The sequence below is a fragment of the Bacteroides sp. ET336 genome (assembly GCF_024733815.1).
GTDB classification, from domain to species: domain Bacteria; phylum Bacteroidota; class Bacteroidia; order Bacteroidales; family Bacteroidaceae; genus Phocaeicola; species Phocaeicola cellulolyticus.
Genome location: NZ_JANRHK010000022.1, coordinates 1 through 25,827, shown reverse-complemented (window position 1 = coordinate 25,827; position 25,827 = coordinate 1). Strand labels below are relative to the sequence as shown.

Genomic DNA, 25,827 nt, shown 5'->3' with positions numbered 1-25,827 from the left:
AAGATATGGCAGTACAGAAAAAATTTGCATTAGGAAGAGGACTGGACGCACTTATATCCAACAATGAGGAAGTGCATACATCCGGTTCGTCAAATATCGGCGAAATAGAGTTGAGCAAGATTTCTGCCAACCCTAACCAGCCGCGACGTGAATTTGACCCGATAGCATTGCAGGAACTTGCCGATTCTATATCAGAAGTAGGTGTAATTCAACCTATTACATTAAGGAAAATAAACGACGACTCATATCAGATTATTGCCGGGGAGAGAAGATACAAGGCTTCAGCACTTGCCGGACTTAAAACCATCCCGGCTTACATCAAGACTGCAGATGATGAAAATGTGATGGAAATGGCGTTGATAGAAAACATACAAAGGGAAGACCTGAACTCGCTGGAAATAGCCCTTGCCTATCAACACCTTATAGAACAATATGAACTGACTCAGGAGAGGCTGAGCGAAAGAGTAGGAAAAAACAGAACTACCGTAGCAAACTATCTGAGACTTCTGAAACTACCTGCCACTATCCAGGTTGCATTAAAAAACAGGGAAATAGATATGGGACACGCACGTGCTCTCCTTTCTATAGACGATCCGCAGATACAATTGAAAATATTCAATGAAATAATAGCCAACGGATATTCCGTAAGAAAAGTGGAAGAACTTGTAAAATCGCTGAATGCAGAAAAGCAGGAAAAGAAAACTGTAAAGAATGAAAAACTGCCTGAAACATTCGGAGTTCTGCAAAACCATCTCTCAAGTTTCTTCGGAGCAAAGGTACAGTTGTCATGCAACAATAAAGGAAAAGGTAAAATAAGTATCCCGTTCAATGACGAAGCCGACCTTGAAAGAATAATGGAAATATTGGATTCGTTAAAACAACCAGAATAAAGATTAGAGTTTTGAAACATAAAGTCCACATATATCCTATAATGGTTTTATTCTGTATCTCCATCATGTTGTTTCTCGACATGAAGGGGGTTCAGGCGATGTGCGTGCATGAACTAATGACTGTCAACAATGAAATAAACATCATTAACGACAGCATAACAGTAAACGCACAAGACAGTATCATATCACTTGAGCAGGACGACAAAGTTGCGCAAAAAATCAAAGAGCTGGAATCTCCTGTTGATACTGCAATGATTTCATTAAAAAGCGATTCTATTCTGAACGAGAAGGAGAAAAAGCCTGTAAAACGTTGGATACCTGACTCTAACAAATCATTATGGATGGCAATGGTACTTCCGGGTGCCGGACAGATTTACAACCGTAAATACTGGAAATTACCTATAATATATGGTGGATTTGTGGGTTGCGCATACGCACTGACATGGAATACAAAGATGTATAATGACTATTCACAGGCATATCAGGACATTATGAGTGACAACCCTAACAATGACAGTTATAAAGACTTCATTCCGCCTTACGTTGACATTGAAAGCAATCTGGAATATTATCAGAATACATTCAAGAATGCCAAAGACATATACCGTCGCCAGAGAGACCTTAGCATATTTGCATTCATAGGCGTTTATCTTTTATCGGTTATCGATGCATATGTAGATGCTGAACTGTCTGATTTCGACATATCAAAAGATTTGAGTCTTAAACTGGAGCCGACATTATTTAATGACGTATTACGTAACCGCCCGCAAGGTATAGGCTTACAATGTAATATTAAATTTTAGAGTATGAGAAAAATTTTAATTAGCCTTTTATCATTAGTTTTTTCCACTTTGTATGCACAAGAGAAAGTGGAAACTATTACCGTAAGGAATGACCAAGGAGAAAATGAAGAGATAGAACTTCCACAAGGTATGCTTTCTGCTACTGACAGTTTATACCTCGACTGGATTTCAAAAAACTATATTACACCTATAAGCTGCGAATCAGGGTATTCCAATCCCAATATAAGCGATTCTGTATATATAGACAGACTTCAGCGAATTCCCGCAATAATAGAAATGCCATACAATGATATTATCAAAAAATTCATTGACCAATACACTACAAAATTGCGAGAGACTGTATCATTCATGCTAAGTGCAAACAATCTGTATATGCCTATATTCGAAGAAGCACTGGAAATATACGGATTGCCATTGGAACTCAGATATTTGCCGGTAATAGAATCAGCCCTGAACCCTAATGCAGTTTCCAGACAGGGAGCTACAGGATTATGGCAATTCATGTTAAAAACAGGAAAAATCTATGGCCTTGAAGTAAATTCTCTGATTGACGAAAGAAGGGATCCTATTAAATCGACATATGCGGCAGCAAGGTACCTGAAAGATCTTTATGATATATATCACGATTGGAATCTTGTTCTGGCAGCATATAATTGCGGTCCGGGAAATATCAACAAAGCAATCAGACGTGCCGGAGGAGCAACAGACTTCTGGTCAATATACAATCTATTGCCAAAAGAAACCAGAGGATATGTTCCGGCATTTATTGCAGCAAATTATATAATGACTTATTATTGCGAGCATAACATCAGACCAATGGCTATGCAAATGCCGGAGGGCACAGATACAATCCACATCAACAGGAATTTAAACCTGAACCAGATAGCAGATGTATGTAAAATGAATATCGAACAGCTTCGCGCATTAAACCCCGAATTCAGAAAAGACATAATTCCGGGCAATACAAAAACTTATGCGCTAAGACTGCCAAACAATATGGTAAGTTGTTTTCTGGAACACGAAGACAGCATTTACAATTATAAACCTCAAATATATCAGAGCAGAAGATCTACAGTAAAAGTCACTACTCCTAAGACTGCTGAAGTATATCATAAAATCAGAAATGGAGAGACACTGGGAGGTATAGCTGCCAAATATGGAGTAAGCGTTAACCAGATAAGAAGACTGAACGGCATAAAAGGAAGCAATATACGCGCCGGAAAGACTATCAGGATTAGATAAATGCATTTAAAAAGCAAGTATTTCAATTAATTACCTTAGAAATACTTGCTTTTTTTTGATTATTTCATATTTTTGCACTTATCTTATTTTTGGAGGAATACGTATATGACGGATGAAAAGTTAACTCAGGAACAAGCTGACGAGAAGGTGATAAACGAAGCCTTTGAAGAGCTATTGGACAGATATTTGGAAAGCCGACACAGAAAGAAAGTAGAAATCATTACAAAAGCATTCAATTTTGCCAAACAAGCGCACAAAGGTGTACGCAGACGTTCTGGCGAACCTTATATATTACATCCTATAGCAGTGGCAAGAATTGCATGCTGCGAAATAGGTCTTGGCTCTACCTCAATATGTGCCGCACTGCTGCACGATGTGGTAGAAGATACAGACTATACAGTAGAAGATATTCAGAATCTGTTCGGGGAGAAGATTGCGCTTATCGTTGACGGACTGACAAAAATATCTGGAGGAATCTTCGGAGACAGAGCTTCGGCGCAAGCAGAAAACTTCAAGAAACTTCTTCTTACAATGAATGATGATATCAGAGTAATCCTGATAAAGATTTCAGACCGCCTGCACAATATGCGTACACTTGGATCCATGTTGCCTAGCAAACAATATAAGATTGCAGGGGAAACACTGTATATATATGCTCCGTTGGCCAACAGATTGGGCCTGAACAAGATCAAGACTGAACTTGAAGATCTGAGCTTCAAATACGAGCATCCTGAAGCATACGCCCAGATACAGAAAAAGCTGGAAGCCACACAGGCTGAACGAGACACTCTTTTTGAAGAGTTTACGGCCCCGATAAAAGAGCAGCTTAACAATATGGGACTGAAATATAGAATACAGGCAAGAGTAAAATCACCATATTCTATATGGAACAAAATGCAGACCAAGCACATCACTTTTGAGGAAATATACGATATCCTTGCAGTAAGAATCATTTTTGAACCTGAAAATCCAGATAAGGAAGCAATTGACTGCTTCAACATTTACGTATCCATCTCAAGTATATACAAGCCTCATCCAGACAGATTAAGAGACTGGGTCAGCCATCCTAAAGCTAACGGTTATCAGGCACTCCATGTAACACTGATGAGCAATCAGGGAAGATGGATTGAAGTGCAGATAAGAAGCGAAAGAATGAATGAAATTGCGGAACAGGGCTTTGCTGCTCATTGGAAATACAAGGAAGGTGGAATAAGCGAGGATGAAGGCGAATTAGGAAAATGGCTGCACACAATCAAGGAAATATTGGATGATCCGCAACCTGATGCACTTGATTTCCTTGATACAATAAAGCTTAATCTTTTCGCGTCAGAGATATTCGTATTTACGCCTAAGGGCGAAATAAAGACGATGCCGCAAAACTGTACGGCTCTTGACTTTGCTTTTTCTATACATACTTTCCTTGGAAGCCACTGTATAGGAGCCAAGGTTAACCACAAGCTTGTACCACTAAGCCATAAACTGCAAAGTGGAGACCAAGTGGAAATACTTACATCAAAATCACAGAAAGTACAACCGGACTGGGTAAACTTCGCAACTACAGCCAAGGCCAAAGCCAAAATACAGGCAATACTCAGACGTGAACGCAAAGAGACACAGCAGCTTGGCGAGGATATGCTTAATGACTTCCTCAAAAATGCAAAGATTGAATTCAACGATGAGAACATTTCCAAGTTGTGTAATCTTCATAAAATAAAATCACCGGATGAGTTGATGATACAAATCGGACAGAAAGTTATTAAGCTGGGCGATAGTGACATTGACGAATTGAAGGAAAAGACAGTCAGCAATGGCTGGAAAAAATTCATTCCTTTCTCATTTGGCGGAGGCAACAAGAACAAGAATGTCCAGAAGGAAACACCTGCGGCAATAAACATTGACAAGAAGAAGATTGTAAAGCTTACTCCTGATACTATACAAAAAAATTATATCATCGCAGATTGTTGCAAGCCAATACCAGGAGATGATGTCTTGGGGTATATTGACGACAATAATAGAATAATTATCCACAAACTGCACTGTCCGATTGCAGCGCAACTGAAATCAAGCTTTGGAAATCGTCTGTTGGCCGTACAATGGGAAACAGGAAAGGCTCTCTATTTCCCTGTCAACGTATTTGTAAAAGGTATTGATGGTATAGGAATTCTGAATAAGGTTACAGAGATAATATCACAACAACTTAATGTAAACATACACAAGTTGCATATAGAGTCTAATGATGGTATTTTTGAAGGGCGAATACAATTGTATGTACATGACGTTGACGATGTAAATACAATATGCAATGACCTCAAGAAAATAGAAAATGTAAAAAGAGTAACCCGAATCGAAAATTTTGATGACGATACAACTGATTAAGTCATATAATCGAGCTCCTTACGAATACTGAGGAGCTCTTCTTTTATATCTTTAAGGCGTTCGATAATATCAACATTCCTCACTTCAAGTTCTCTCTCCTGCTTTAGTCTCTGTTTAGCACCTGCCAGAGTCATACCTTTTTCCTTTACAAGATGATATACCAGCCTGACATTGTCGATGTCTTCTTTTCTATACTGACGGATATTTCCACCTGCTTTTTTAGGTGCAATAAAAGGGAATTCTTTTTCCCAGTACCTCAATAAAGATTCATTTACACCAAACATTTGTGCAACCTCACTTATTGAGTAATATATCTTCAACTCTTTATCTGTACGCAATGCCATAGAATAACAACTTAGAATCAATCATAAACCTTACCATGATTAGATGCAATTTCTACCATCTTATCATAATCTTCAGCATTCAGATCCATAAAATAATAATTGACAGGATTCATCACTTTTCCTTTCAAATGCACTTCATAATGCAGATGCGGCCCAGTACTCTTTCCGGTACTTCCTACATCACCTATAATTTCTCCCCTGACAACATTCTGACCGTTTCTCACTCTGATTTTACTCAAATGAGCATACTTTGTCACATAGCCAAAGCCATGATCCACAGTGATACAGTTTCCATAAAGTCCTTCCCATCCAGCCTTTATTACCTTACCATTACCGGTCACATATACTGGCGTTCCGACATTTGCAGAGAAATCCATACCCTCGTGAAACTTAACTGTTTTATAAATCGGGTCTATACGTGCCCCGTATCCGGAAGCCGTTCTTTTCAAATCCTTATTTGAAACAGGTTGGATGGCAGGAATACATTCAAGCATCTCGTCATGTTTTTTACACATTTCCACAACTTCATCGAACGATTCGGACTGAATATACAACTGTCTGGCAAGAAGATCCATCTTCTTGGAAGTATTGACAACCAGTCTGGAGTTCGCCATATCCATCAATTCACCATATCTGTTGGTATTTCCGTAACTTGCCAATCTAAGCCTGTCGTTTACCGGATCGGCCTGCATTATAACCCTATATAGATTATCATCTCTCTGCTGAATCTGCTTCATCACATCAAGCGCCTCGTCAAGTCTTGTGGACAGGATATGATATTGTGCCTGAAGTTGTGAATTTTCCGTTCGCAAACTCTTTTCCGAAGGAGAACCGAAAATGAAGAAAAAGACGAGGAAACTACCTGCTCCCAATCCCATACCTACAAACAAACGCCTCAGATAACTCATTATTCTTTGGCGTAAAGTGGGATAAATACGATCGTACGTTCGTGTTTTGGGGTTGTATATATAATAAACTTTACGCATTACTATTCGTTTTATGAAAAAATAAGATACAATATATCAATATTTTGTACCAAATTTAACGACAAAAATAATAAAACAAGTTATCTTTGCAAATCAATTTTCAGAATATTAACCATCATAGAATATAAATATGTTGACAGCAAATGAAATCCGCGACTCGTTCGTAAAGTTTTTCGAGTCGAAAGGACATCAGATTGTGCCTTCTGCACCAATGGTGATTAAGGACGACCCTACACTGATGTTTACCAATGCAGGTATGAACCAGTTCAAGGACATTATACTGGGAAATCATCCTGCCAAATACAAGCGTGTGACAGACTCGCAGAAATGTCTGCGTGTGAGCGGAAAACATAACGACCTGGAAGAAGTGGGTCACGACACATACCACCACACTATGTTCGAAATGCTGGGTAACTGGTCGTTCGGCGATTATTTCAAGAAGGAAGCTATCTCGTGGGCATGGGAGTTCCTGGTTGATGTACTCAAGATTGACCCTAAAAACCTTTATGCAACAGTGTTCGAAGGAAGCCCTGAAGAAGGACTTGAACGCGACAACGAAGCTGCAGGTTACTGGGCACAGTACATGCCGGAGGATCATATCATAAACGGTAACAAGCATGACAACTTCTGGGAAATGGGTGATACAGGACCATGCGGACCTTGCTCGGAAATCCATATCGACCTCCGTCCGGAAGAAGAACGCGCGGCTGCGCCGGGACGCGAGCTGGTGAACCACGACCATCCTCAGGTGATTGAAATATGGAACCTTGTGTTCATGCAGTATAACCGTAAGGCTGACGGCAGTCTTGAACCTCTGCCTGCAAAGGTTATCGACACAGGTATGGGATTCGAACGTCTTTGTATGGCTATGCAGGGAAAACGTTCAAACTATGACACTGACGTGTTCCAGCCAATCATCAAGGTGATAGGCGACATGGCTGGCGTAGCGTACGGAAAAGAAGAAAAGACAGACGTGGCTATGCGCGTTATTGCAGACCATATACGTACTATTGCTTTCTCTATAACTGACGGTCAGTTGCCGTCGAACGCAAAAGCGGGTTATGTTATCCGCCGTATCCTGCGCCGTGCAGTGCGCTATGCATATACATTCCTCGGACAGAAGCAGGCATTCATGTATCGCCTTGTCCCTGTATTGGTGGAAAATATGGGTGGGGCTTATCCTGAACTGAAGGCTCAGCAGAACCTGATAGAAAAGGTTATCAAGGAAGAGGAAGAGTCATTCCTTCGTACTCTTGAGACGGGTATCCGCCTGCTTGACAAAACTATGAACGACGCCAAGGCTGCCGGAAAGACTGAAATCAGCGGTGTGGATGCGTTTACTCTGTATGATACATTCGGTTTCCCATTCGACCTTACCGAGCTTATCCTCCGCGAAAACGGACTTACTGCCGATGTGAAAGGTTTCGAGGCTGAGATGGAGAAACAGAAAGCGCGTGCGCGTAACGCTGCTGCTGTAGAGACAGGCGACTGGATTACACTGAAAGAAGGTGAGACTACATTCGTGGGATATGACTATACTGAGTATGAAACTTCAATCCTCCGCTACCGTCAGGTAAAACAGAAAAACCAGACTCTGTATCAGATAGTGCTGAGCGACACTCCTTTCTATGCCGAAAGCGGTGGCCAGGTAGGTGACACAGGTGTATTGGTAAGCGAATTCGAGACTATAGAGATTATTGACACGAAGAAGGAGAACAATCTTCCTATACATATCGCAAAGAAACTGCCTGAACATCCTGAAGCTCCGATGATGGCTTGTGTGGATACTGACAAACGCGATGCCTGTGCCGCAAACCACTCATGTACACACTTGCTTGACGAGGCTTTGCGCGAGGTTCTCGGTACTCACGTAGAACAGAAAGGTTCGCTCGTGACTCCGGATTCTTTGCGTTTCGACTTCTCACACTTCCAGAAGGTTACTCCTGAACAGATCCGTGAGGTGGAACATCTGGTTAATGCGAAGATACGCGCGAATGTTCCTCTGACTGAATACCGCAATCTGCCTATCGAGAAGGCTAAGGAACTGGGCGCCATCGCTCTCTTCGGCGAGAAATACGGTGATGAAGTGCGCGTGGTTCAGTTCGGCTCGTCTATAGAGTTCTGTGGCGGTACTCATGTATCGGCTACAGGTAAGATTGGTATGGTGAAAATCATTTCCGAAAGTTCTGTAGCTGCGGGCGTGCGCCGTATAGAGGCTGTGACAGGTGCCAAGGTGGAAGAGATGCTTGACACTATCCAGGATACTTTGGCCGACCTGAAGGCTCTGTTCAACAATGCTCCTGACCTGAAAGCGGCCATCACTAAATATATCGACGAAAATGCCGGTCTGAAGAAACAGATGGAAGAGTTCATGAAGGAGAAAGAGGCGGCTGTGAAGGCCAAGCTGATAGAGGGCGCAAAAGACGTTGACGGCATGAAGGTGATCAGTACCGTGCTTCCGCTTCCGGCAGACGCTGTGAAGAATCTGGCATTCCAGCTGAAAGGCGAAATGGGCGGCAACCTGTTTGTGGCAATCGGCAGCGCCTACGAAGGCAAGCCTATGCTGACTGTAATGCTTGGCGAAGACCTTGTGAAAGCCGGCATGAATGCGGGTGCCATGGTTCGCGAGGCTGCCAAACTTATTCAGGGCGGTGGCGGCGGTCAGCCTCACTTTGCAACTGCGGGAGGCAAGAACGCTGACGGACTGAATGCGGCTGTTGACAAGTTGCTGGAAATGGCAGGAAGAAAGTAAGTATAGCAGTAAAATATTAAAGAAGATAAAGGAGGTAAAGCCCGGATGTGTGGCTCTACCTCCTTTTTTACTTTATCACTGTATCACTTTCATTCCTCTACAACTTTATCACTTTACCTCCTCTGATACTTTACTGCTTTAATATCTTACTCTAATCCATTTCCACTCTGCTCCACCGGCTTCATCGTCCCGTCAGGATTATAATAAAGCTTATCGACACATACCGAACGGCGTCCTATGGCTCCCTTGTGTCCGTCGATTGTAAGGACTGCATTATGATAGAACAGATACCATTCGCCGTTGAATTCGGCTATTCCCGGGTGGATGGTGAAACTGTTTTCGGCCATGCCTGTCAGTTCGCCGCAATATTTCCATTCAGTGCCTATACTGTCGGCTGTGGCATATGAGATATTCTCGCGTCCGTCGCCCATAGAGGCATAAGTGAGGTAGTATATGCCGTCCTTCTTGTGAAGCCACGGGCCTTCTACATACTGCGGAAGATCAAGGGTCATTATCTCGCCGTCAATCTCCGTCATGTTGTCCTTCAGGCGGGCAAGAAAACATGTACCGTTGCCCCAGCAGAGCCAGGCCGTGCCGTCGTCGTCAATCAGTACCGTAGGGTCGATGTCGTTCCACCAGCCGCGCTCGCCGTTGGAAGTCATGTCGTCGCTCACAAGCGGACGTCCTATGGCATCGGTGAAGGGACCTGTAGGTGAATCGGCCACTGCCACTCCCACTGCCTTGCCGGTGAAGGGCTCGCCTGCCTGTACGGTGGTGTAATAATAAAACTTACCATTGTGTTCCACCACCTGCGAAGCCCATGCCTCGCCTACAGCCCACTTGAAGTCGGTGGGGCGGAGCACGGAGCCATGGTCGGTCCATGTCTTCATGTCGGATGTGGAGTAACAGAGCCATTCGGTGATGTTGAATTCCTTGCCTCCGGAAGCGGTGTCCTGTCCTTCGTAGAACTCGTCATGACCTACGTACAGATACAGACGGCCGTCATATACCATAGGTGCAGGATCGGCGGTGAACTTGTCGCGTATCAGTGGATTGCCCGTAAAGGTGAATTGTTTTTCGCCTGCCTGCTTTGTGCCGCCACACGAATAGGCAATGATTGCCATAAACATGACAAACAGAGTTTCTGTAAGCTTTTTCATATGATTGTTTTTTAGATTGAACATTAATAGAGTTAGTCAAATTCAAGCCAGTCTGTTTCCGCAAAATTATCGGATATTTGAGTCTGCCGCATGGCTACAAAAAAGACTGCTGCATGGCAGGCCAGTACAGCAGTCTCAGTCTTTATAATCTAACCTAAACAAAACTTATGCTAGAATCCTGGAAGCATATCGGCCGACGGGCATGTGTAGTTGTCTATCGGAAGCTTCACTTTCTTCAGTTTCTTCAGGCTGAAACGCGGTTTCTCTACTCCTGCGGGATATTTCATGTGCGAGAATGTACGGAAATACTCCAGACAGGCGTCCTTCCACCACACGGCATCGGATGCCTGGATATCGAAACGGTGGGCCACTGAGGCATGACGCTCTGCATCGACGTATGGCGACATGTCCTTCCACGTATCGCGGAAACCGCGTGCGGCATCCACTCCTCGCTGATAGTGCAGGCAAAGCTCGTCCCACATGGTGCGGCCCGACTTCATCTCATGCTTCCATGGAACATGATGGAACCACAGAAGGAACTCATCAGGACAACTATCGATGCTGTTGAACACGGCAGCCAGAGAATCAGGGTATTGGGAAACGGCATCGCTGCCATCTGTGGTACGGTCGAAACCAAGACCTTCCTTGTCGGCACGATGATAATAAGTAGGAAGCCAGTCTGGACGGGCACCTTCTATCTCACACCAAGGTTCAGGACCGTAATGGTGTCCCCATGCAAATATATGGTGCAGACCGAGCGGCATCATATAGTCAACAACAGCTTCACGGCTTTGCATCATAACTTCTGTCATAGGACGGACAAAACGGCTGTCGGCAGTAAATGTCTGGGCAAGCCACTCGCGGGCTATCTCTTCCGACGAGAGAGCAGGATTCCATGCCAGACGGCCGAAAGCGTACCAGTTGGACTGTGCAAAATCGTTTCCGCACCAGTTCGTGTCATCGCCAATGTTTGTCACTCCGGCTGCGGCCTTCATGTTCGAAGGGGAATAGTACGAATAGAACTCTTTCCACATCGGAGCAAGATATGCCAGATGATTGGAATGTCCCAAATACTCCTGAGTCACTTGAAACTCTACCATGAGCTGTGTATGAGGCATGGCGCCGAACAAAGGACTGTAGGGCTCGCGAGGCTGGAAATCGATAGGCCCGTTTTTTACCTGAACTATGACATTGTCGAGGAACTTTCCGTCGAGCGGTTTAAACTCAAGATATGCCTGCTTGGCACGGTCGGCATCGCTAGGGCTATAGACGAAGGCGCGCCACATTACTATTCCTCCGTAAGGTTTCAGTGCGGATGCCAGCATATTGGCTCCTTCGGCATGAGTGCGGTGATAATCGCACGGACCGGGCTGTCCTTCGGAGTTGGCTTTCACCAGAAATCCTCCGAAATCGGGTATCATTGAGTATATCTCGTGCACTTTCTGTTTCCACCACTCTGCGACATCGCTGTTCAAAGGATCGGCAGTAGCCAGGCCGCCAAGTTTTATAGGTGTGGCAAAATTTACGGACAGATAGACCTTGATACCGTAAGGACGGAAAATATCTGCCAGAGTCTTAACCTTCTTCAGATTATCAGAAGAAAGGGCCTCAGGAGAAGCATTTACATTGTTGAGAACAGTACCGTTAATACCGATAGAGGCATTGGCACGGGCATATTCGGCATATCGTGGAGATACTTTAGCAGGCAGTTCGTCCCATTTCCAGAGAGAACGTCCGGCATATCCGCGCTCTATCGTTCCGTCCGGATTATCCCAGTGATTAAGGATACGGATATCATTCACAGGCTTCTCCTTAATATCCAGTCGGGAGCAGTCTTCACCACATGCCTGAAGACGGAGAAGATGATAGGCAGCATAAAGGAGTCCGGTTTCCGACATAGAACGCAGCACTGTTGTTCCATTCTCAACATTAATGGTATAACCATCCTTGCCAAAAGCGAAATATTCACTGTCTGCCATGAGCTGCAATGAAACTTTGCCTCCCTTCCAGAATGTCGAGAGTTCATTCTCTGCCAGACGCATGACAGGCGAATCAATGCCTTTATCTATTTGCTTACGTACAGACACTGTGTCGTAACGTAACCACAGACGGCTGCCGTCCTCCGAAAAGGATGGCAGCGCAGTGGCAGAAATAAATAAAACTAATAATATTCGTTTCAGCATGTTTATATTTTTTTAGGTGACTAGAGACCAGTAACTAGAAACTAGTATCTCGAAATAATATCAATATCTCTGTCCGAACTTGCTTATATCTTCACTTCCTTCAATAGTTTTAATCTTTCCGTTCTCATCATATTCAAGTTCTACCACTTTCAGGCTGCGGAGCCATGTCTTTCCGTTTGAAGGAACGCAGTCATGATGGAAGAGATACCATTTGCCCTTATATTCGGCAATAGAATGATGAGTTGTCCATCCGACTACTGGAGTTAGGATCACGCCCTGGTATGTGAACGGTCCGTAAGGATTATCACCGATGGCATAGCAGAGAAGATGGGTATCACCTGTTGAATATGAAAGATAATACTTGCCGTTATACTTGTGCATCCACGAAGCTTCGAAGAAACGGTGAGGATCGCCGGCAGTGAGAGGCTTTCCGTCTTCGCCAAGAATAACTACAGGGCGTGGTTCTTCTGCAAATTCAAGCATATTGTCGGCCAGTTTTACCACACGGCTAGGCAATGCCGGTTCATCATCTGCAGGGAGGTGAGGATTCTCGATAGCCTTATTGTCACGGTAGCGCTGCAGCTGGCCTCCCCATATACCACCGAAATAGATGTAATGGCTTCCGTCATCATCGCGGAACACTGCCATGTCGATACTGTAGCTTCCGCGGATAGGGTCCGGCTGAGGGATGAAAGGGCCTTCAGGCTTGTCGCTGATGGCTACTCCCATACGGAAAATGTCATTGCGGTCCTTCAGAGGGAAATAAAGATAATACTTTCCGTCTTTGTAAGCCACGTCGCAGTCCCAAAGCTGGCGTCCTGCCCATGGAATATCCGCTACACGGAGAGCTACACCATGGTCAGTAACTTCGCCATGCATCACATCATCAGTAGAAAGTACATGATAGTCGTTCATATCGAAATGGTCGCCATTGTCGTTTTCAGGAATTCCTGACTCACGGTCGTGCGACGGATAGATATACAGACGTCCGTTGAACACATGTACTGAAGGGTCTGCCATATAATCGGCAGGGAAAAGGTATCTTTCTTCTTTTTTCATAACAATTCTGTTTTAAGGTTCCGCAATGAGGATGATTTCACCACGGAACACCGGTTATTATAAGATAATAAATATATTTACTTTGTTTCTTTATCTGATTCTGAAATAATCTCTTTCACGAACTCTTTAGGCTGGTAATTACGGTCGAACAGCAGAGCATAGTCTGTACGTCCCGGAACAGGGAAGTTGTTTTTCCATGAATCGCCGTCAGTTACTCCCCATGCAGTGACGCGGATAACGAAATCGGCATGTTTCTCAAAGAGGTTGAAGAACTGCATCATTCTGTCGTTCCAAGCCTTGCTTACTGAGTCCGGCAATGCTTCCGGATAAGGATTGAGAGATTTCTTGAATGCCACAGTATCCGAAATGTTTGCGCTCTGACGTACAGTAGGAAGCGCACTCATTTCCCATTCTGTAATCATCACCTTAACGCCTGTAGCGGCAAAGGCAAGCATGCTTTCCTCGAATTCCTTAATGTCAGGATAGTCCATTCCCATATGTCCCTGCATACCCACAGCATCGATGCGCAGTCCGCGTTCCTTGAGCGAGTTCACGAGTTTAACCACTCCGTCGCGTCTGCCTTTTACGTTCATTCCATAATCGTTGTAGTAAAGTTCCACATCAGGATCGGCTTCGTGCGCATACTGGAATGCAAGAGGGATGAATTCCTCGCCAAGGATTTCGTAGAACTTACTCTTACGGTATGAACCGTCTTCCACAATAGCCTCGTTCACAACATCCCATCCTTTGATTTTTCCTTTATATCTGGTAACAACAGTTGTGATGTGTTCCTTCATTCTCTGCTTCAGCACTTCAGCCGAAACGGTCTTTCCATTATCGTCGAGGAAGAACCATTCAGGACACTGCGAGTGCCATATCAGACAGTGACCGGTGACAGTCATGCCATTCTCTATACCGAAGTTCACAAACTTGTCTGCTTCTTCAAAGTCATATACACCGTTGGCCGGATGTATCTCTTCCATCTTCATGCAGTTCTCTGCAACTATCGCATTGAAATGCTGTTTCACAATTCTTACAGCCAAGGTGTCAATACCTCCCGACTGACGTACGTTAAGAGCTGTTCCGATAAGGAATTTATCGCCTACAGCATCTTTCAATCCTTTTTCTACAGTTACAGTTGCATTGTTTCCGGCACAAGCAGCCATCATGGCACCGCACACCGATGCGGCAAAAATGTTTTTCAGTTTCATTGTATTTAGGTTTTTGTTGTTAATAATCAGTTATCAGTTATTAGTTGTCAGTTATTAGTAATCGTTTCTGCTTCTTCTGACTTTGAGTTCAGCCTGCATCTTCTCGTTATATTCCTTGCTGATAGGATAGAAGAAGAGTGCTATCACTCCGATGAAGAAACATACTGCAGGAATAATGCTTGATGAGAGCACAATGCCGTTCACAGCCGATTCCGACTGGGCAACGCCCGAACCGGACACATATCCGAAGCCGGACAACAGGAAGCCAAGGATGGCACCACCAACGCCAAGTCCGGCCTTGAGGGCGAACACCACACCGGCAAACACAAATCCTGTGGCACGACGGTAGTTGACATACTCCGAATGGTCTGCCACATCGGCAATCATAGCCCAAAGCAAAGGAACAGTAGGCGCATAAGCCAGACTCTTCAGGAAGTTGAGGACAAACATAAATTCGATATTATCCTTTGCCGGGAAATAGAACATGGCAGTGAATACGGCAGTCAGGGCAAGACATACGATGAAAGTACGTTTCTTGCCATATTTGCCGGCAAGATATTCCGACAGCAAAATCACTCCGAAGAACTGTACCAGCGCTCCCAACATATTGAACACTCCGAAGCCCACCTCATAAGCCTTGTCAGGCGAGCTGACTATGAGTCCGAAAGCATTAAGGATATGATAGCCCACAGAATCCGAAGCCTCCGCAGCCACAAGTCCGATTTTGTCGAGGAAGGCATACAGGGCAACAGGATCAACATAATTCTCGAAATAATAGTTCATGGCGCTTCCCCACATGGCCAGAGTGATGAACACGAATAGCGTGAGCACAAACATGGCACGCCATGGCACACTGCTCAAAACATCCTTGATATCCTGACGGGTGTCATTCTTCTGTCCTGCCGGAGGAGTGATACGTTCCTTGGTAGAGAAGAACACCACGAGCAGGAACGCCAGTCCCACTGCTGCAAACAGCGATACCGTGCACAACCATCCGTGAGCCTTGTCGGCACCTTCGGAAAACTTGCTCACCAGCGGCAGAGTGAGTCCCTGCACAACAAACTGCGCTATTGTAGAGAACACGAACCTCACCGAAGTGATGCTGGTGCGCTCCTTTATATCAGCCGACATCACACCGCCCAAAGACGAGTAAGGAGTATTGTTGAACGAATACATGGTCATGAGCAGAGTGTAAGAGATAGTGGCATACAGAGCCACGAGCCCCTTGTCCTCGATACCGGGATTGTAGAACGCCAGCACATAGAACACCATGAAAGGCAACGCCGTCCAAAGCACCCAAGGGCGATACTTACCCCAGCGTGTGTTTGTCCTGTCCGAAAGGATTCCCACAGTAGGATCGACAAACGCGTCCGCTATACGCGCCACAAGCATCACCGTACCCGCAATGGCACCTTCCAGCCCGAACACGTCGGTATAAAACTTAGTCTGATAAATCATCATCATCTGGAAGACAAGATTTGCCGAGCAGTCTCCCAGTCCGTAGCCCACCTTCTCGGCCATGGACACTTTTTGATTAAGAATATTCATTTGGTATTAGGATTATTAGTTGTTGGTTTTCAATTATCATTTTCCGGAATTCTCCATTATCGCCTTCACGAGCCTTTCCGCCGGCGTTTTCTTGTCCAGAGGATGGATATCGTTCCATTCGCCCGTATCGCTGTTCTTTATCAGCGTGGCGTTACCGTCTGTTTCCGCGGCCGCTGCCTGCTGTTTTCTCATCTCCGCCCAAGCCTTTCTGCCCGGATCGTCAGGAGCCAGAAAGTCCGCCAGCTCGATGATATAGAAATGCAGATTGTCGCCAAAAGTCCTGCGCCAGTCCTTCATCATGGCACAGAGAAGAGAGGAATACTCATTCCAGCGTCCCACGTTCGATTCTCCCTGATACCAAGCCACAGCCTTGAACGTGTAATCACGGAGCGGATATATCATCCCGTTATAGAGCCCCACAGGCATGTTCTGGAACGATGTAGATTGCGGAGATGCAGGCATCTGAGCCCCCACGCGGTGTTTCCATTCCCCCTCTAGGGAAATCTCCTCCCCGCGGCAGATAATCTTGTAAGGCTTCTCCCTGACGAACGACGGCATACCGCCATAGCTCACCAGACGGATGGTAACCTGATTTCTGCCCTCATGCAACAGACCGGCAGGCACCTTATATATACGCGGAGGATACTGATAGCCTGTGCTGCCCACGAAACGGCCGTTCACATACACCGAGTCGGCATCCACCATACAGCCCAGCCTGAGTACAGCCTCGCTGCCCGCCATATGAGCCGGCACCGTGAAATCCTTCCTCAGCCAGTGCGAGCCCGCAGCCGGACGTCCGCATCTCAGGGCCCAGCCGCCGGCAAACATATCCACCTTGTCCCATCCGCTGTCGTCCATACCGGCGGCATACCACGGCTCGGTGTCGTGCATACCCGGATCGGCAGCATACAGCTGTCTGCTCCACGAAGCCTGTCTGGCACGTTCCATGCGCGATATTCCGTCAGTCAGACTCCTGTCCTCGTACATCGATTTCAGATTTATATATTCCGGAAAGTCCTTCAGTCCTTCCTCGCCTGTCCACGCTTCCACCGGAGTGCCTCCCCAGCTGGCATTCACTATTCCCACAGCCACTCCCGTGCGCTCCTGCATCATCCTGCCGAAGAAATAGCACAAGGCAGAAAATCCGGGCACATTGTCTTCCGTCATCGCCTTCCACGGCTCGCGTCGGATGCTGTCCGCCGGATGGTCGAAACGCCATGCATACGGTACCTTGAGATATCTCACGCGCGTGTTCTCATATCCGTTCACTTCCTGCGCGAAACGGTCCATAACTCTCGCCACGGTGAGTTCCATGTTAGACTGTCCCGAGCAGAGAAACACATCGCCCACCATAACATCCTTCACTTCCGTGCCGTTCACCCTCATCACATACGGTCCGCCCGCCTTCATAGGCTCCAGCTTCACCGTCCATCGTCCGTCCGCACCCGCACGCACTTCACACTTCCTGTCCGCCAGGCTGAAGCTGATTTTCTCGCCCGGAGCGGCCCATCCGCCTATGCTGAGCTCACGTCCGCGCTGCAGAACCATACCATCGGATATCAGAGGCGACATCCTGACCTCTGCCACAACATCTGCCGAAAAAGTCCATGCGGCAAGCAGAGCGATAATTACTGAATATAAACTGTGTGTATTCATGATATATCTGGTTTTAAGGCAAAGATACATAAAACCGCGCCCACCCGTATATCCGTATGATACAAAGGGTTTTGGAGAGGTAACATACGCGGGGCGCAATGTAACAAAAACTTTGCCGTATGTTACATTGCGCCCCGAAACGCCATATTTCTATGATATTGCCGACCAGTCAACATTCCTTTTTCTGATTTCCGCCAGATGTCGCCACACCACTGCATTCTCCGGTCCGGTGGCCTGCGGATCGTCGTCGATGATACGTTCGGCCACCTCGCGCACATACTGCAGCAGCTGTCCGTCGCGAGCCAGATTTGCTATCTTCAGGTCGAAAGCCACCCCACTCTGCTGCGTACCCTCGATGTCGCCCGGTCCGCGCAGCTTCAGGTCCGCCTCCGCAATCTCGAAGCCGTCGTTCGTATCCACCATAATCTGAATTCTCTTGCGCGTCTCCTCCGAAAGCTTGTATCCCGTCATCAGGATGCAGTACGACTGGTCCGCCCCCCTGCCTACTCTTCCCCTGAGCTGATGCAGCTGAGAGAGGCCGAAGCGTTCGGCGTTCTCAATCACCATCACCGAGGCATTGGGCACATTCACCCCCACCTCGATCACCGTGGTGGCCACCATAATCTGAGTCTCGCCCTGCACGAAACGGCGCATCTCCTCATCCTTCTCCGCCGGCTTCATCTTGCCGTGCACACGGCTTATCCTGTACTCCGGAAACACCTCGCGCACCGTGGCATATCCGTCCTCAAGATTTCTGATATCCATCTTCTCGCTCTCCTGTATCAGAGGATAGACGATATACGCCTGGCGCCCCATGCGCAACTGCCCACGCACAAACTCATACATCGAAGCCCTGGTCGAGTCGAAACGGTGGACGGTGGTCACCGGCTTCCTGCCCGGAGGCAGCTCATCTATAACCGACACATCCAGGTCGCCGTAGAGCGTCATTGCCAGCGTACGCGGAATGGGCGTGGCAGTCATCACCAGCACATGAGGCAAAACCCTGTTCTTCGCCCACAGCCTTGCCCTCTGTTCCACTCCGAATCGGTGCTGCTCGTCGATAATCACCAGCCCCAGCGATGCAAACCCCACAGTGTCCTCTATAACGGCATGCGTACCCACCAGGATATTCACCGTGCCCGCCATAAGATCCCTCAATATCGTCTCCCTTTTCTTTCCCTTTACCGAGCCCGTGAGCAGCTCCACCCTGACACTCATCCCGTCAAGAAAACGGCACAGCGTCTCGTAGTGCTGCGATGCCAGAATCTCCGTGGGCGCCATCATGCACGCCTGGCAACCGTTGTCCGTAGCGATGAGCATGGCCATCAGTGCGACGAGCGTCTTTCCGCTGCCCACATCGCCCTGCAGCAGGCGGTTCATCTGCCGTCCGCTGCCCATGTCGCGCCGCATCTCGCGCACCACCCGTTTCTGCGCCCCCGTAAGGCTGAAAGGCAGATACTCCGAATAAAAAGTATTGAAATTCTCGCCCACCCTGCCGAACACTATTCCGCCGAAACGGTTCCTCCTCTCGCGCGAGAAGCGCAGGATGTTAAGCTGTATATAGAACAGTTCCTCAAACTTCAGCCTGTATTGCGCCCGCCTGAGCACCTCCGGATTTCGCGGGAAATGCACATTGCGCAGCGCCTCCATTAGAGGCATAAGGCCATTGACCGAAATAATCCCCCCGCTCAGAGTCTCCTCCACAGCATCGTCGCCAATCACCGCGAAAAGGTTCGCCACCAGCTTCTCTATCGCGCCCGACGAAATGTTCATCCTCTTCATCCTCTCCGTGGTGTTGTAATACGGCCTCAGGCCCATGGCAGAAAGCGTCACGCCGTCGGCACTGTCGATGTCCGGATGAGCGATGTTCACCCTCCCTCCGAACACTGTAGGCTTGCCGAACACGATATACTCCTCCCTGCACCTGTACTTTCCGCTGACGAACTTTATCCCCTGAAACCACACCAGATCCGCCACCCCCGTGCCGTCCGAGAAATGCGCCACCAGACGCCTCTGCCTTCCCTCGCCGAAAGTCTCGAAACTCAGAATCTGCCCCCTGAGCTGTATGTAGGGCATCGTTCCGTCTATTTCCGATATACGGTATATGCGGCTCCTATCGACATACTTGTACGGAAAATGATACAGCAAGTCCCTGAAGGAACGGATTCCCAGCTCCTTCTCCAGAATTTCAGCCCTGTGCGGTCCCACACCCGGGAGAAACTTGATGTCGCGCGATGACAAGTCGATAATTTGGCCGGATGACAAGATTTCTATTCAGATTTATACATTTATTCCCAGACACGGCTTCGGCACAATGCTTCCGCCACAATCAGATCAAAAGGCGTGGTGATTTTTATATTCTCCCTGTTTCCTTCCGCCAGCTCCACACTTATGCCCGCAGCTTCCACCACAGAAGCATCGTCGGTGAAGTCCTCGCTGTAGCTGCAGGCATACGCCTCCTTCAGCATGCGTGCCGGAAACACCTGCGGAGTCTGCACCAGCCTGTACTCTCCGCGCGGCACGGCGGCACTCCTTCCGTCCGGCCCCATCCTGCGCACCGAGTCCACCACCCCCGTAACAGGCACCACGGCCCGTCCGGCGGCAGCCATCGCGAAACAGCGGCGTATCACATCGTGCTTCACGAACGGACGCACACCGTCGTGAACAGCCACCACCGCATCATCATCGTCCACCAGCAGGAGGCCGTTGCGCACGGAGTGAAACCTCGTCTCGCCCCCGTCGGCAATGCGGTGCGGCACCCTGAAGCCATATTCCCCGCACAGCCTGCGCCAGTACTCCTGATGGTCGCGCGGCAGAACCAGCACAATGTCCGCCGGCATCCCGCAAGTGGCGAAGTTCTCCAGCGTGCGCATCAGCACAGGCCTGCCGGCAAGGGGAATGAACTGCTTGGGCAGGTCGGCCCTCATACGCAGGCCCTTCCCCCCTGCCACTATAATGACATAGCGCTTCATCATGCGTAGAGCATACCTTTTCTCACCTCGGCAGCCTTTTCGCTACCGGCCAGCTTTTCAAGGATGGCAAATCCGAACTCCGCTGCTGCAGCCGGACCTTTGCCAAGGATGAAATTATCCACACATTCCACCAGGGCTCCCGTATATTCGGCCCCGTCAAGATACTTGTCGAAACCCGGATAGCAGGTAGCCTTCTTTCCTCTGAGCAGGCCACGCTTGCCATAAACCATAGGAGCGGCACAGATGGCAGCCAGAGGCTTGCCTGCAGAGGCAAAATCCATAATCAGCCTGTCAAGCTGCTCCGATGCGTCAAGATTAGTAGCTCCGGGAAGCCCTCCCGGCAGGATAATCATCTGAACATCGGCAGCAGAGATTTCATTTATCACTGCGTCTGCCACTATCTGAACTCCATGCGAACTTTTCACTACTTTGTCTGATGACACAGAAACTGTAATGGCATCCACTCCACCGCGGCGTAATATATCCAACGGCAACAAGGCTTCGGATTCCTCGAATCCCTCAGCCAAAAAAATCATTGGTCTCATGATATTCAATTAATTCAATTAAAAATTAAGAATTAAGAATTAAAAATGATATTCAATTAAAAATTAAAAGTCAATGAAGTTAACTGAAAGTCAAGAATAAGCAGACGACTTCATTATCAGCTTCGCAGACCGTTGGTTAATTATTAATTTTTCATTATTAATTATTAATTCCCTTCATCTAAGTCTGAAATAATACGTTATAGTACCACTTTGATTGTCCGGTCCTTCCACAGCGTTGAAACGCGCTTTTTTCGCCGCATCCTCGGCAGCCTTTCTCAATGCAGGGTTAACCGTATTCGTACGCTTGTTTATGCTTGTGCTTATCACCTGTCCTGCCGGGTTCACCACTATTGTCACCACCACGCGGCCCTCTTCCTGCACATTATATATCGGCACCGGCAGGCCACCCTGTCCCAGGCTACGTCCGTTCAGGTCGAAAGTACCATATCCTCCCATACCCGCCGTGCCGCCTGTCGTGCTGTTTCCGTCCGGTCTGCCTTGCACTCCCGTACCCGATGCAGCCGTTCCCTTACTGCCCATCTGTGCTCCCTTTCCGAAAGCTCCGGCAATTTTGCTGGCAGCAGCCTGGGCAGCAGCTTTCTCAGCCTCGGCACGTTTCTCGGCCTCAGTTTTTTCCTTTACCGCTTCAGGCTTTTCTTCTGTTTTCTTCTCGGGAGTATCTTTTTTCCTGGTTTCAGTCTTTTTCTTTTCTTTCGGCTTCTCTTCCTTCACCTTCAGCGATGGTTCATCCTGTTGTGTTATCATAGGCTGTTTCACCTCCGGCCGCGGTTCCGGCACACTCGGAGTTTCAGGCTGTGGCTCGCTGACAACATCCACTTCGGTCATAGTATAAGGATCCGAGCTTCCTTGTGCCAGGTCGGTATTTCCCATCATAACAGGCACACCTCCCTCTTCCTGCTTTTCCGGCACAGCCAGACGGAGCAAGACCAGCAACACAACCACAAGCACATGTACAGCCAGTGTTCCTATAATTCCTGTCAGTTTGCTTCTTTTCATTTTTTATCCGGCCTACGTGTGGCCAACACCATTTTAAAATGATTTTCGTTTGCAATATTCAATATGCGCACAATCTCCCTGTAAGGGACAGACTCGTCGGCATAAAGCGCCACATACATTTCAGGCTCCCTGGCGGCACAGTCCTGCAGAAAACCTGTCACCTCGTCTATAAACAGAGGCATCTCGTCCTCATTGCCGAAAGCCCCGTAATAATTCAAGTTCTTGTCAATGATAATTCTTGCCATAGGCTTTGCCGATGTCTGCTGTGATCCCTGAGGGAGCAGCACCTTTATGGCATTTGGCGAAACCATGGTAGAAGTAATCATAAAAAATATCAGCAGCAAGAATATCAGGTCCGTCATCGACGACATGCTGAATTCCGGCGATATCCTTTGTCTTCTTTTCAGCGCCATGATATTATTTTTCGTTAGGTTCGTTCAACAAATCCATAAAAGCCATAGTGCGTGCCTCCATCTGGCTCACCACCTTGTCTATCCTATAGACCAGATGATTATAGGCAAACATCGTCACGATACCAACCACCAGACCACCCACCGTGGTTATCATAGCCTCGTAAATACCACTCGACAAAAGTGTAATGTCAATGTTATTACCCGCATTTGCCATATTCCAGAATGCCTGTACCATACCGGTGACGGTTCCAAGGAATCCCAACATCGGAGCACCACTGGAGATAGTGGCCATTATGGAGAGTCCGTTCTCCAGCTTTGCCACCTCAATATTTCCCGTATTCTCGATAGCAGCCTGCACGTCTGCCACAGGGTGCCCCATACGCGTAATACCTTTTTCAATCATCCTCGCAGCCGGAGTATTCGCTATGCGGCAATAGTTGATGGCCGATTTCACCTCACCCGTGCGTATATAGTCGCGTATCCTGTCCATAAACAGAGGATCTTCCTTTGCCGCACGGCTTATGGTGAAAGCACGTTCGAAGAAGATATAAAATGCTATGACCGACATCAGAGCCAGTACAGCCATTATCCATCCGCCCTTCAGGGCCATATCCCAAAGATTCATTTGCGGTTCGCCATCTACCACCGGAGTCAGAACCGGATTGGCACCCGCCATTGTGTCGGCAGCCATCTGTGCAGCTGCCATTAAAGTCATTGTAATCATAATTTAACGAAGGCAGTTTTTATATTCTTCAATAGTTTTCTTCAATCCCAGATACAGGGCATCGCACACCAAAGCATGACCTATCGACACTTCATCCAGCCATGGAATGTTCTTGTGAAAATACTCCAGGTTTTCCAGGCTCAGGTCGTGTCCGGCATTAAGCCCCATTCCCAGCCTGCGGACCGCCATGGCAGCTTCCACAAAAGGAGCCACAGCTTCTTCACGGTTCTTCCTGTAACCCGACGCATAAGGCTCAGTATATAGCTCCACCCTGTCTGCTCCGGCACGCGCGGCATATTCTATCATCTCAATATCTGTCCCCACGAAAATGGAAGTTCTTATTCCCGCTTCGCCAAACCTGTCCATCAAATCGGACAGGAAATCCAGATTGGCTTTTGTATTCCAGCCTGAGTTCGATGTTATCTGGTCCGGAGCATCAGGCACAAGCGTCACCTGGTGAGGTTTGACTTTCAGAACCAAGTCTATAAAATCGTCTGAAGGATATCCTTCAATGTTAAACTCGGTTCTAAGCAATGGACGCAATGCATATACGTCACTACGTCTGATATGACGTTCGTCAGGACGGGGATGTACAGTAATTCCTTCGGCACCGAATGCCTCACAATCTAATGCAACTTTCTCTACATCAGGGTTATTACCTCCACGGGCATTACGTAAAGTAGCAATCTTGTTTATATTAACACTTAGTTTGGTCATAATGAATGATTTTTATATCTTTGCATATCAGAATGCAAAGTTAGCAGGTTTTATTATAAACCAACTAACATACAGGTTAAAAAAGATTGATAATAAGCTACACTCTATGCAAAAAGAAATGAGATTTGCTATTTTCGGGAATACATATCAAGAGCACAAATCAGCGCATGTTGCTCATTTACTTAGTATTCTGAGAAAGAAGAATGCAAATATATGCATAAGCCATGAATTCTACGAATTTCTAAGAATACACACACAAACAGATTTAAGCGGTCTGGAAATATTCGACGGTAATAATTTCACTGCAGACATGGCTTTAAGCATAGGAGGTGACGGTACCTTCCTGAAAGCAGCAAGTCGCGTTGGGGAAAAAGAAATTCCTATATTGGGAATAAATACAGGACGTTTAGGATTTTTAGCTGCTATCTCACCGGATGAAATGGAAGAAACATTTGACGAAATATATCAAGGGAAATTCATAGCAGAACCGAGGAGAGTCTTAAAACTGACATGCGAAAACAATATTCTTAAAGGAAATCCATATGCCCTTAATGAAGTTGCAGTATTGAAAAGAGACAGTTCATCAATGATTACCATTAAGGCATATGTAAATAATGAATTACTTAATATATACCAGGCTGACGGTCTGATTGTGGCAACACCTACTGGTTCTACAGGATATTCATTAAGTGTAGGAGGTCCTATAATGGTACCGCAAAGTGGAACTCTCTGCATAACACCAGTAGCTCCACATAGTTTGAATGTCAGACCAATTGTCCTACGCGATGATTGGGAAATAAAACTTGAAGTAGGAAGTCGCAGTCATAACTTTCTTATATCTTTAGATGGAAGAAGTGAAAGTTGTCATGAAGAAGCAATACTTATAATAAAAAGAGCTAGCCACTTTATAAAGATAGTAAAACGCTACAACCATACTTTTTTCAATACACTAAGAGAAAAAATGATGTGGGGAGCAGATAGTAGAATCTAATAATCAGATATTCCATATATACAAAATAGCATGTGAAATTATTTAGATGTTTCATATGCTATTTTTATTGGTGCAAATTCCATACGTTTATCCTTGTTCAATTTCAAGATCAGAAATCTAGAATCCCTCAGATTTTTACGTTGATCCGTTTTCCGTTGTTCATCTGCAACCTTCGTGGAGAGAAAATCCAAAGCTTATAAACGCAAAAAATCCCCGAAGTATCTCTACCTCGAGGATT

21 protein-coding genes are annotated in these 25,827 nt (G+C 46.6%); 6 read left to right on the top strand and 15 right to left on the bottom strand.

The window, feature by feature from the left end:
• Positions 1-5 precede the first annotated feature (5 nt).
• The 4 genes from NW213_RS14865 to NW213_RS14850 all read left to right on the top strand — a co-directional run bounded on the left by NW213_RS14865 (position 6) and on the right by NW213_RS14850 (position 5,311).
• Positions 6-890 (top strand): ParB/RepB/Spo0J family partition protein, encoded by an 885-nt coding sequence (locus NW213_RS14865; RefSeq protein ID WP_154044483.1) that lies wholly within the window; start codon positions 6-8, stop codon positions 888-890.
• 11 nt (positions 891-901) lie between these two features.
• Positions 902-1,693, top strand: coding sequence for a DUF5683 domain-containing protein (locus NW213_RS14860; protein ID WP_258323262.1), 792 nt, complete (start codon positions 902-904; stop codon positions 1,691-1,693).
• A 3-nt stretch (positions 1,694-1,696) separates the two neighbouring features.
• Complete coding sequence (locus NW213_RS14855) at positions 1,697-2,935, top strand: lytic transglycosylase domain-containing protein (protein WP_258323261.1); 1,239 nt, start codon at positions 1,697-1,699, stop codon at positions 2,933-2,935.
• A 105-nt stretch (positions 2,936-3,040) separates the two neighbouring features.
• Positions 3,041-5,311 carry a bifunctional (p)ppGpp synthetase/guanosine-3',5'-bis(diphosphate) 3'-pyrophosphohydrolase gene (locus NW213_RS14850; RefSeq protein ID WP_258323260.1) on the top strand — a complete coding sequence of 757 codons (2,271 nt, stop codon included), beginning with the start codon at positions 3,041-3,043 and terminating at the stop codon, positions 5,309-5,311.
• Here the strand turns inward: NW213_RS14850 and NW213_RS14845 are convergent.
• Both NW213_RS14845 and NW213_RS14840 read right to left on the bottom strand, forming a co-directional pair.
• Entirely contained in the window at positions 5,308-5,655 is a 348-nt protein-coding gene (locus NW213_RS14845) for a MerR family transcriptional regulator (RefSeq protein WP_154044480.1), read from the bottom strand. The genes NW213_RS14850 and NW213_RS14845 overlap by 4 nt on opposite strands.
• Before the next feature lie 17 nt (positions 5,656-5,672).
• On the bottom strand, positions 5,673-6,641 hold the full coding sequence (locus NW213_RS14840; protein ID WP_235340131.1) for a M23 family metallopeptidase: 969 nt from the start codon (positions 6,639-6,641) through the stop codon (positions 5,673-5,675).
• A gap of 130 nt (positions 6,642-6,771) precedes the next feature.
• On the opposite strand from NW213_RS14840, the gene alaS reads away from it, so the two are divergent.
• Entirely contained in the window at positions 6,772-9,393 is a 2,622-nt protein-coding gene (alaS, locus tag NW213_RS14835) for an alanine--tRNA ligase (protein ID WP_258323259.1), read from the top strand.
• 146 nt (positions 9,394-9,539) lie between these two features.
• Here the strand turns inward: alaS and NW213_RS14830 are convergent, their stop codons facing one another.
• From NW213_RS14830 to NW213_RS14770, 13 genes are all read right to left on the bottom strand, one after another.
• Positions 9,540-10,523, bottom strand: coding sequence for a glycoside hydrolase family 43 protein (locus tag NW213_RS14830; RefSeq protein ID WP_375338161.1), 984 nt, complete (start codon positions 10,521-10,523; stop codon positions 9,540-9,542).
• Between the two features lie 200 nt (positions 10,524-10,723).
• Positions 10,724-12,736 (bottom strand): alpha-glucuronidase, encoded by a 2,013-nt coding sequence (locus NW213_RS14825; RefSeq protein ID WP_258323257.1) that lies wholly within the window; start codon positions 12,734-12,736, stop codon positions 10,724-10,726.
• Between the two features lie 60 nt (positions 12,737-12,796).
• Positions 12,797-13,795, bottom strand: a complete 999-nt coding sequence (locus NW213_RS14820) for a glycoside hydrolase family 43 protein (protein ID WP_204393332.1) — start codon at positions 13,793-13,795, stop codon at positions 12,797-12,799.
• Positions 13,796-13,872: 77 nt separating this feature from the next.
• Complete coding sequence (locus NW213_RS14815; protein ID WP_258323256.1) at positions 13,873-15,006, bottom strand: endo-1,4-beta-xylanase; 1,134 nt, start codon at positions 15,004-15,006, stop codon at positions 13,873-13,875.
• 54 nt (positions 15,007-15,060) lie between these two features.
• Positions 15,061-16,554 carry an MFS transporter gene (locus NW213_RS14810; RefSeq protein ID WP_154044474.1) on the bottom strand — a complete coding sequence of 498 codons (1,494 nt, stop codon included), beginning with the start codon at positions 16,552-16,554 and terminating at the stop codon, positions 15,061-15,063.
• Between the two features lie 36 nt (positions 16,555-16,590).
• Positions 16,591-18,210, bottom strand: a complete 1,620-nt coding sequence (locus NW213_RS14805) for a sialate O-acetylesterase (protein WP_258323255.1) — start codon at positions 18,208-18,210, stop codon at positions 16,591-16,593.
• 150 nt (positions 18,211-18,360) lie between these two features.
• Entirely contained in the window at positions 18,361-20,460 is a 2,100-nt protein-coding gene (recG, locus tag NW213_RS14800) for an ATP-dependent DNA helicase RecG (RefSeq protein WP_258323277.1), read from the bottom strand.
• A gap of 38 nt (positions 20,461-20,498) precedes the next feature.
• Positions 20,499-21,182, bottom strand: coding sequence for a 2-C-methyl-D-erythritol 4-phosphate cytidylyltransferase (locus NW213_RS14795; RefSeq protein ID WP_258323276.1), 684 nt, complete (start codon positions 21,180-21,182; stop codon positions 20,499-20,501).
• Positions 21,182-21,727, bottom strand: a complete 546-nt coding sequence (locus NW213_RS14790) for a DJ-1 family glyoxalase III (protein ID WP_154044473.1) — start codon at positions 21,725-21,727, stop codon at positions 21,182-21,184. Before NW213_RS14790 ends, NW213_RS14795 begins: the two co-directional genes overlap by 1 nt.
• A 174-nt stretch (positions 21,728-21,901) precedes the next feature.
• On the bottom strand, positions 21,902-22,744 hold the full coding sequence (locus NW213_RS14785; protein WP_258323254.1) for a TonB family protein: 843 nt from the start codon (positions 22,742-22,744) through the stop codon (positions 21,902-21,904).
• Positions 22,741-23,157, bottom strand: a complete 417-nt coding sequence (locus tag NW213_RS14780) for a biopolymer transporter ExbD (RefSeq protein WP_154044471.1) — start codon at positions 23,155-23,157, stop codon at positions 22,741-22,743. Before NW213_RS14780 ends, NW213_RS14785 begins: the two co-directional genes overlap by 4 nt.
• Positions 23,158-23,161: 4 nt before the next feature.
• Entirely contained in the window at positions 23,162-23,881 is a 720-nt protein-coding gene (locus tag NW213_RS14775) for a MotA/TolQ/ExbB proton channel family protein (RefSeq protein ID WP_154044470.1), read from the bottom strand.
• A 3-nt stretch (positions 23,882-23,884) separates the two neighbouring features.
• Positions 23,885-24,598 carry a pyridoxine 5'-phosphate synthase gene (locus NW213_RS14770; protein ID WP_258323253.1) on the bottom strand — a complete coding sequence of 238 codons (714 nt, stop codon included), beginning with the start codon at positions 24,596-24,598 and terminating at the stop codon, positions 23,885-23,887.
• Between the two features lie 106 nt (positions 24,599-24,704).
• Here NW213_RS14770 and NW213_RS14765 point away from each other — a divergent pair, with 106 nt between their 5' ends.
• Complete coding sequence (locus NW213_RS14765) at positions 24,705-25,589, top strand: NAD kinase (protein WP_204393328.1); 885 nt, start codon at positions 24,705-24,707, stop codon at positions 25,587-25,589.
• Positions 25,590-25,827: the final 238 nt, after the last annotated feature.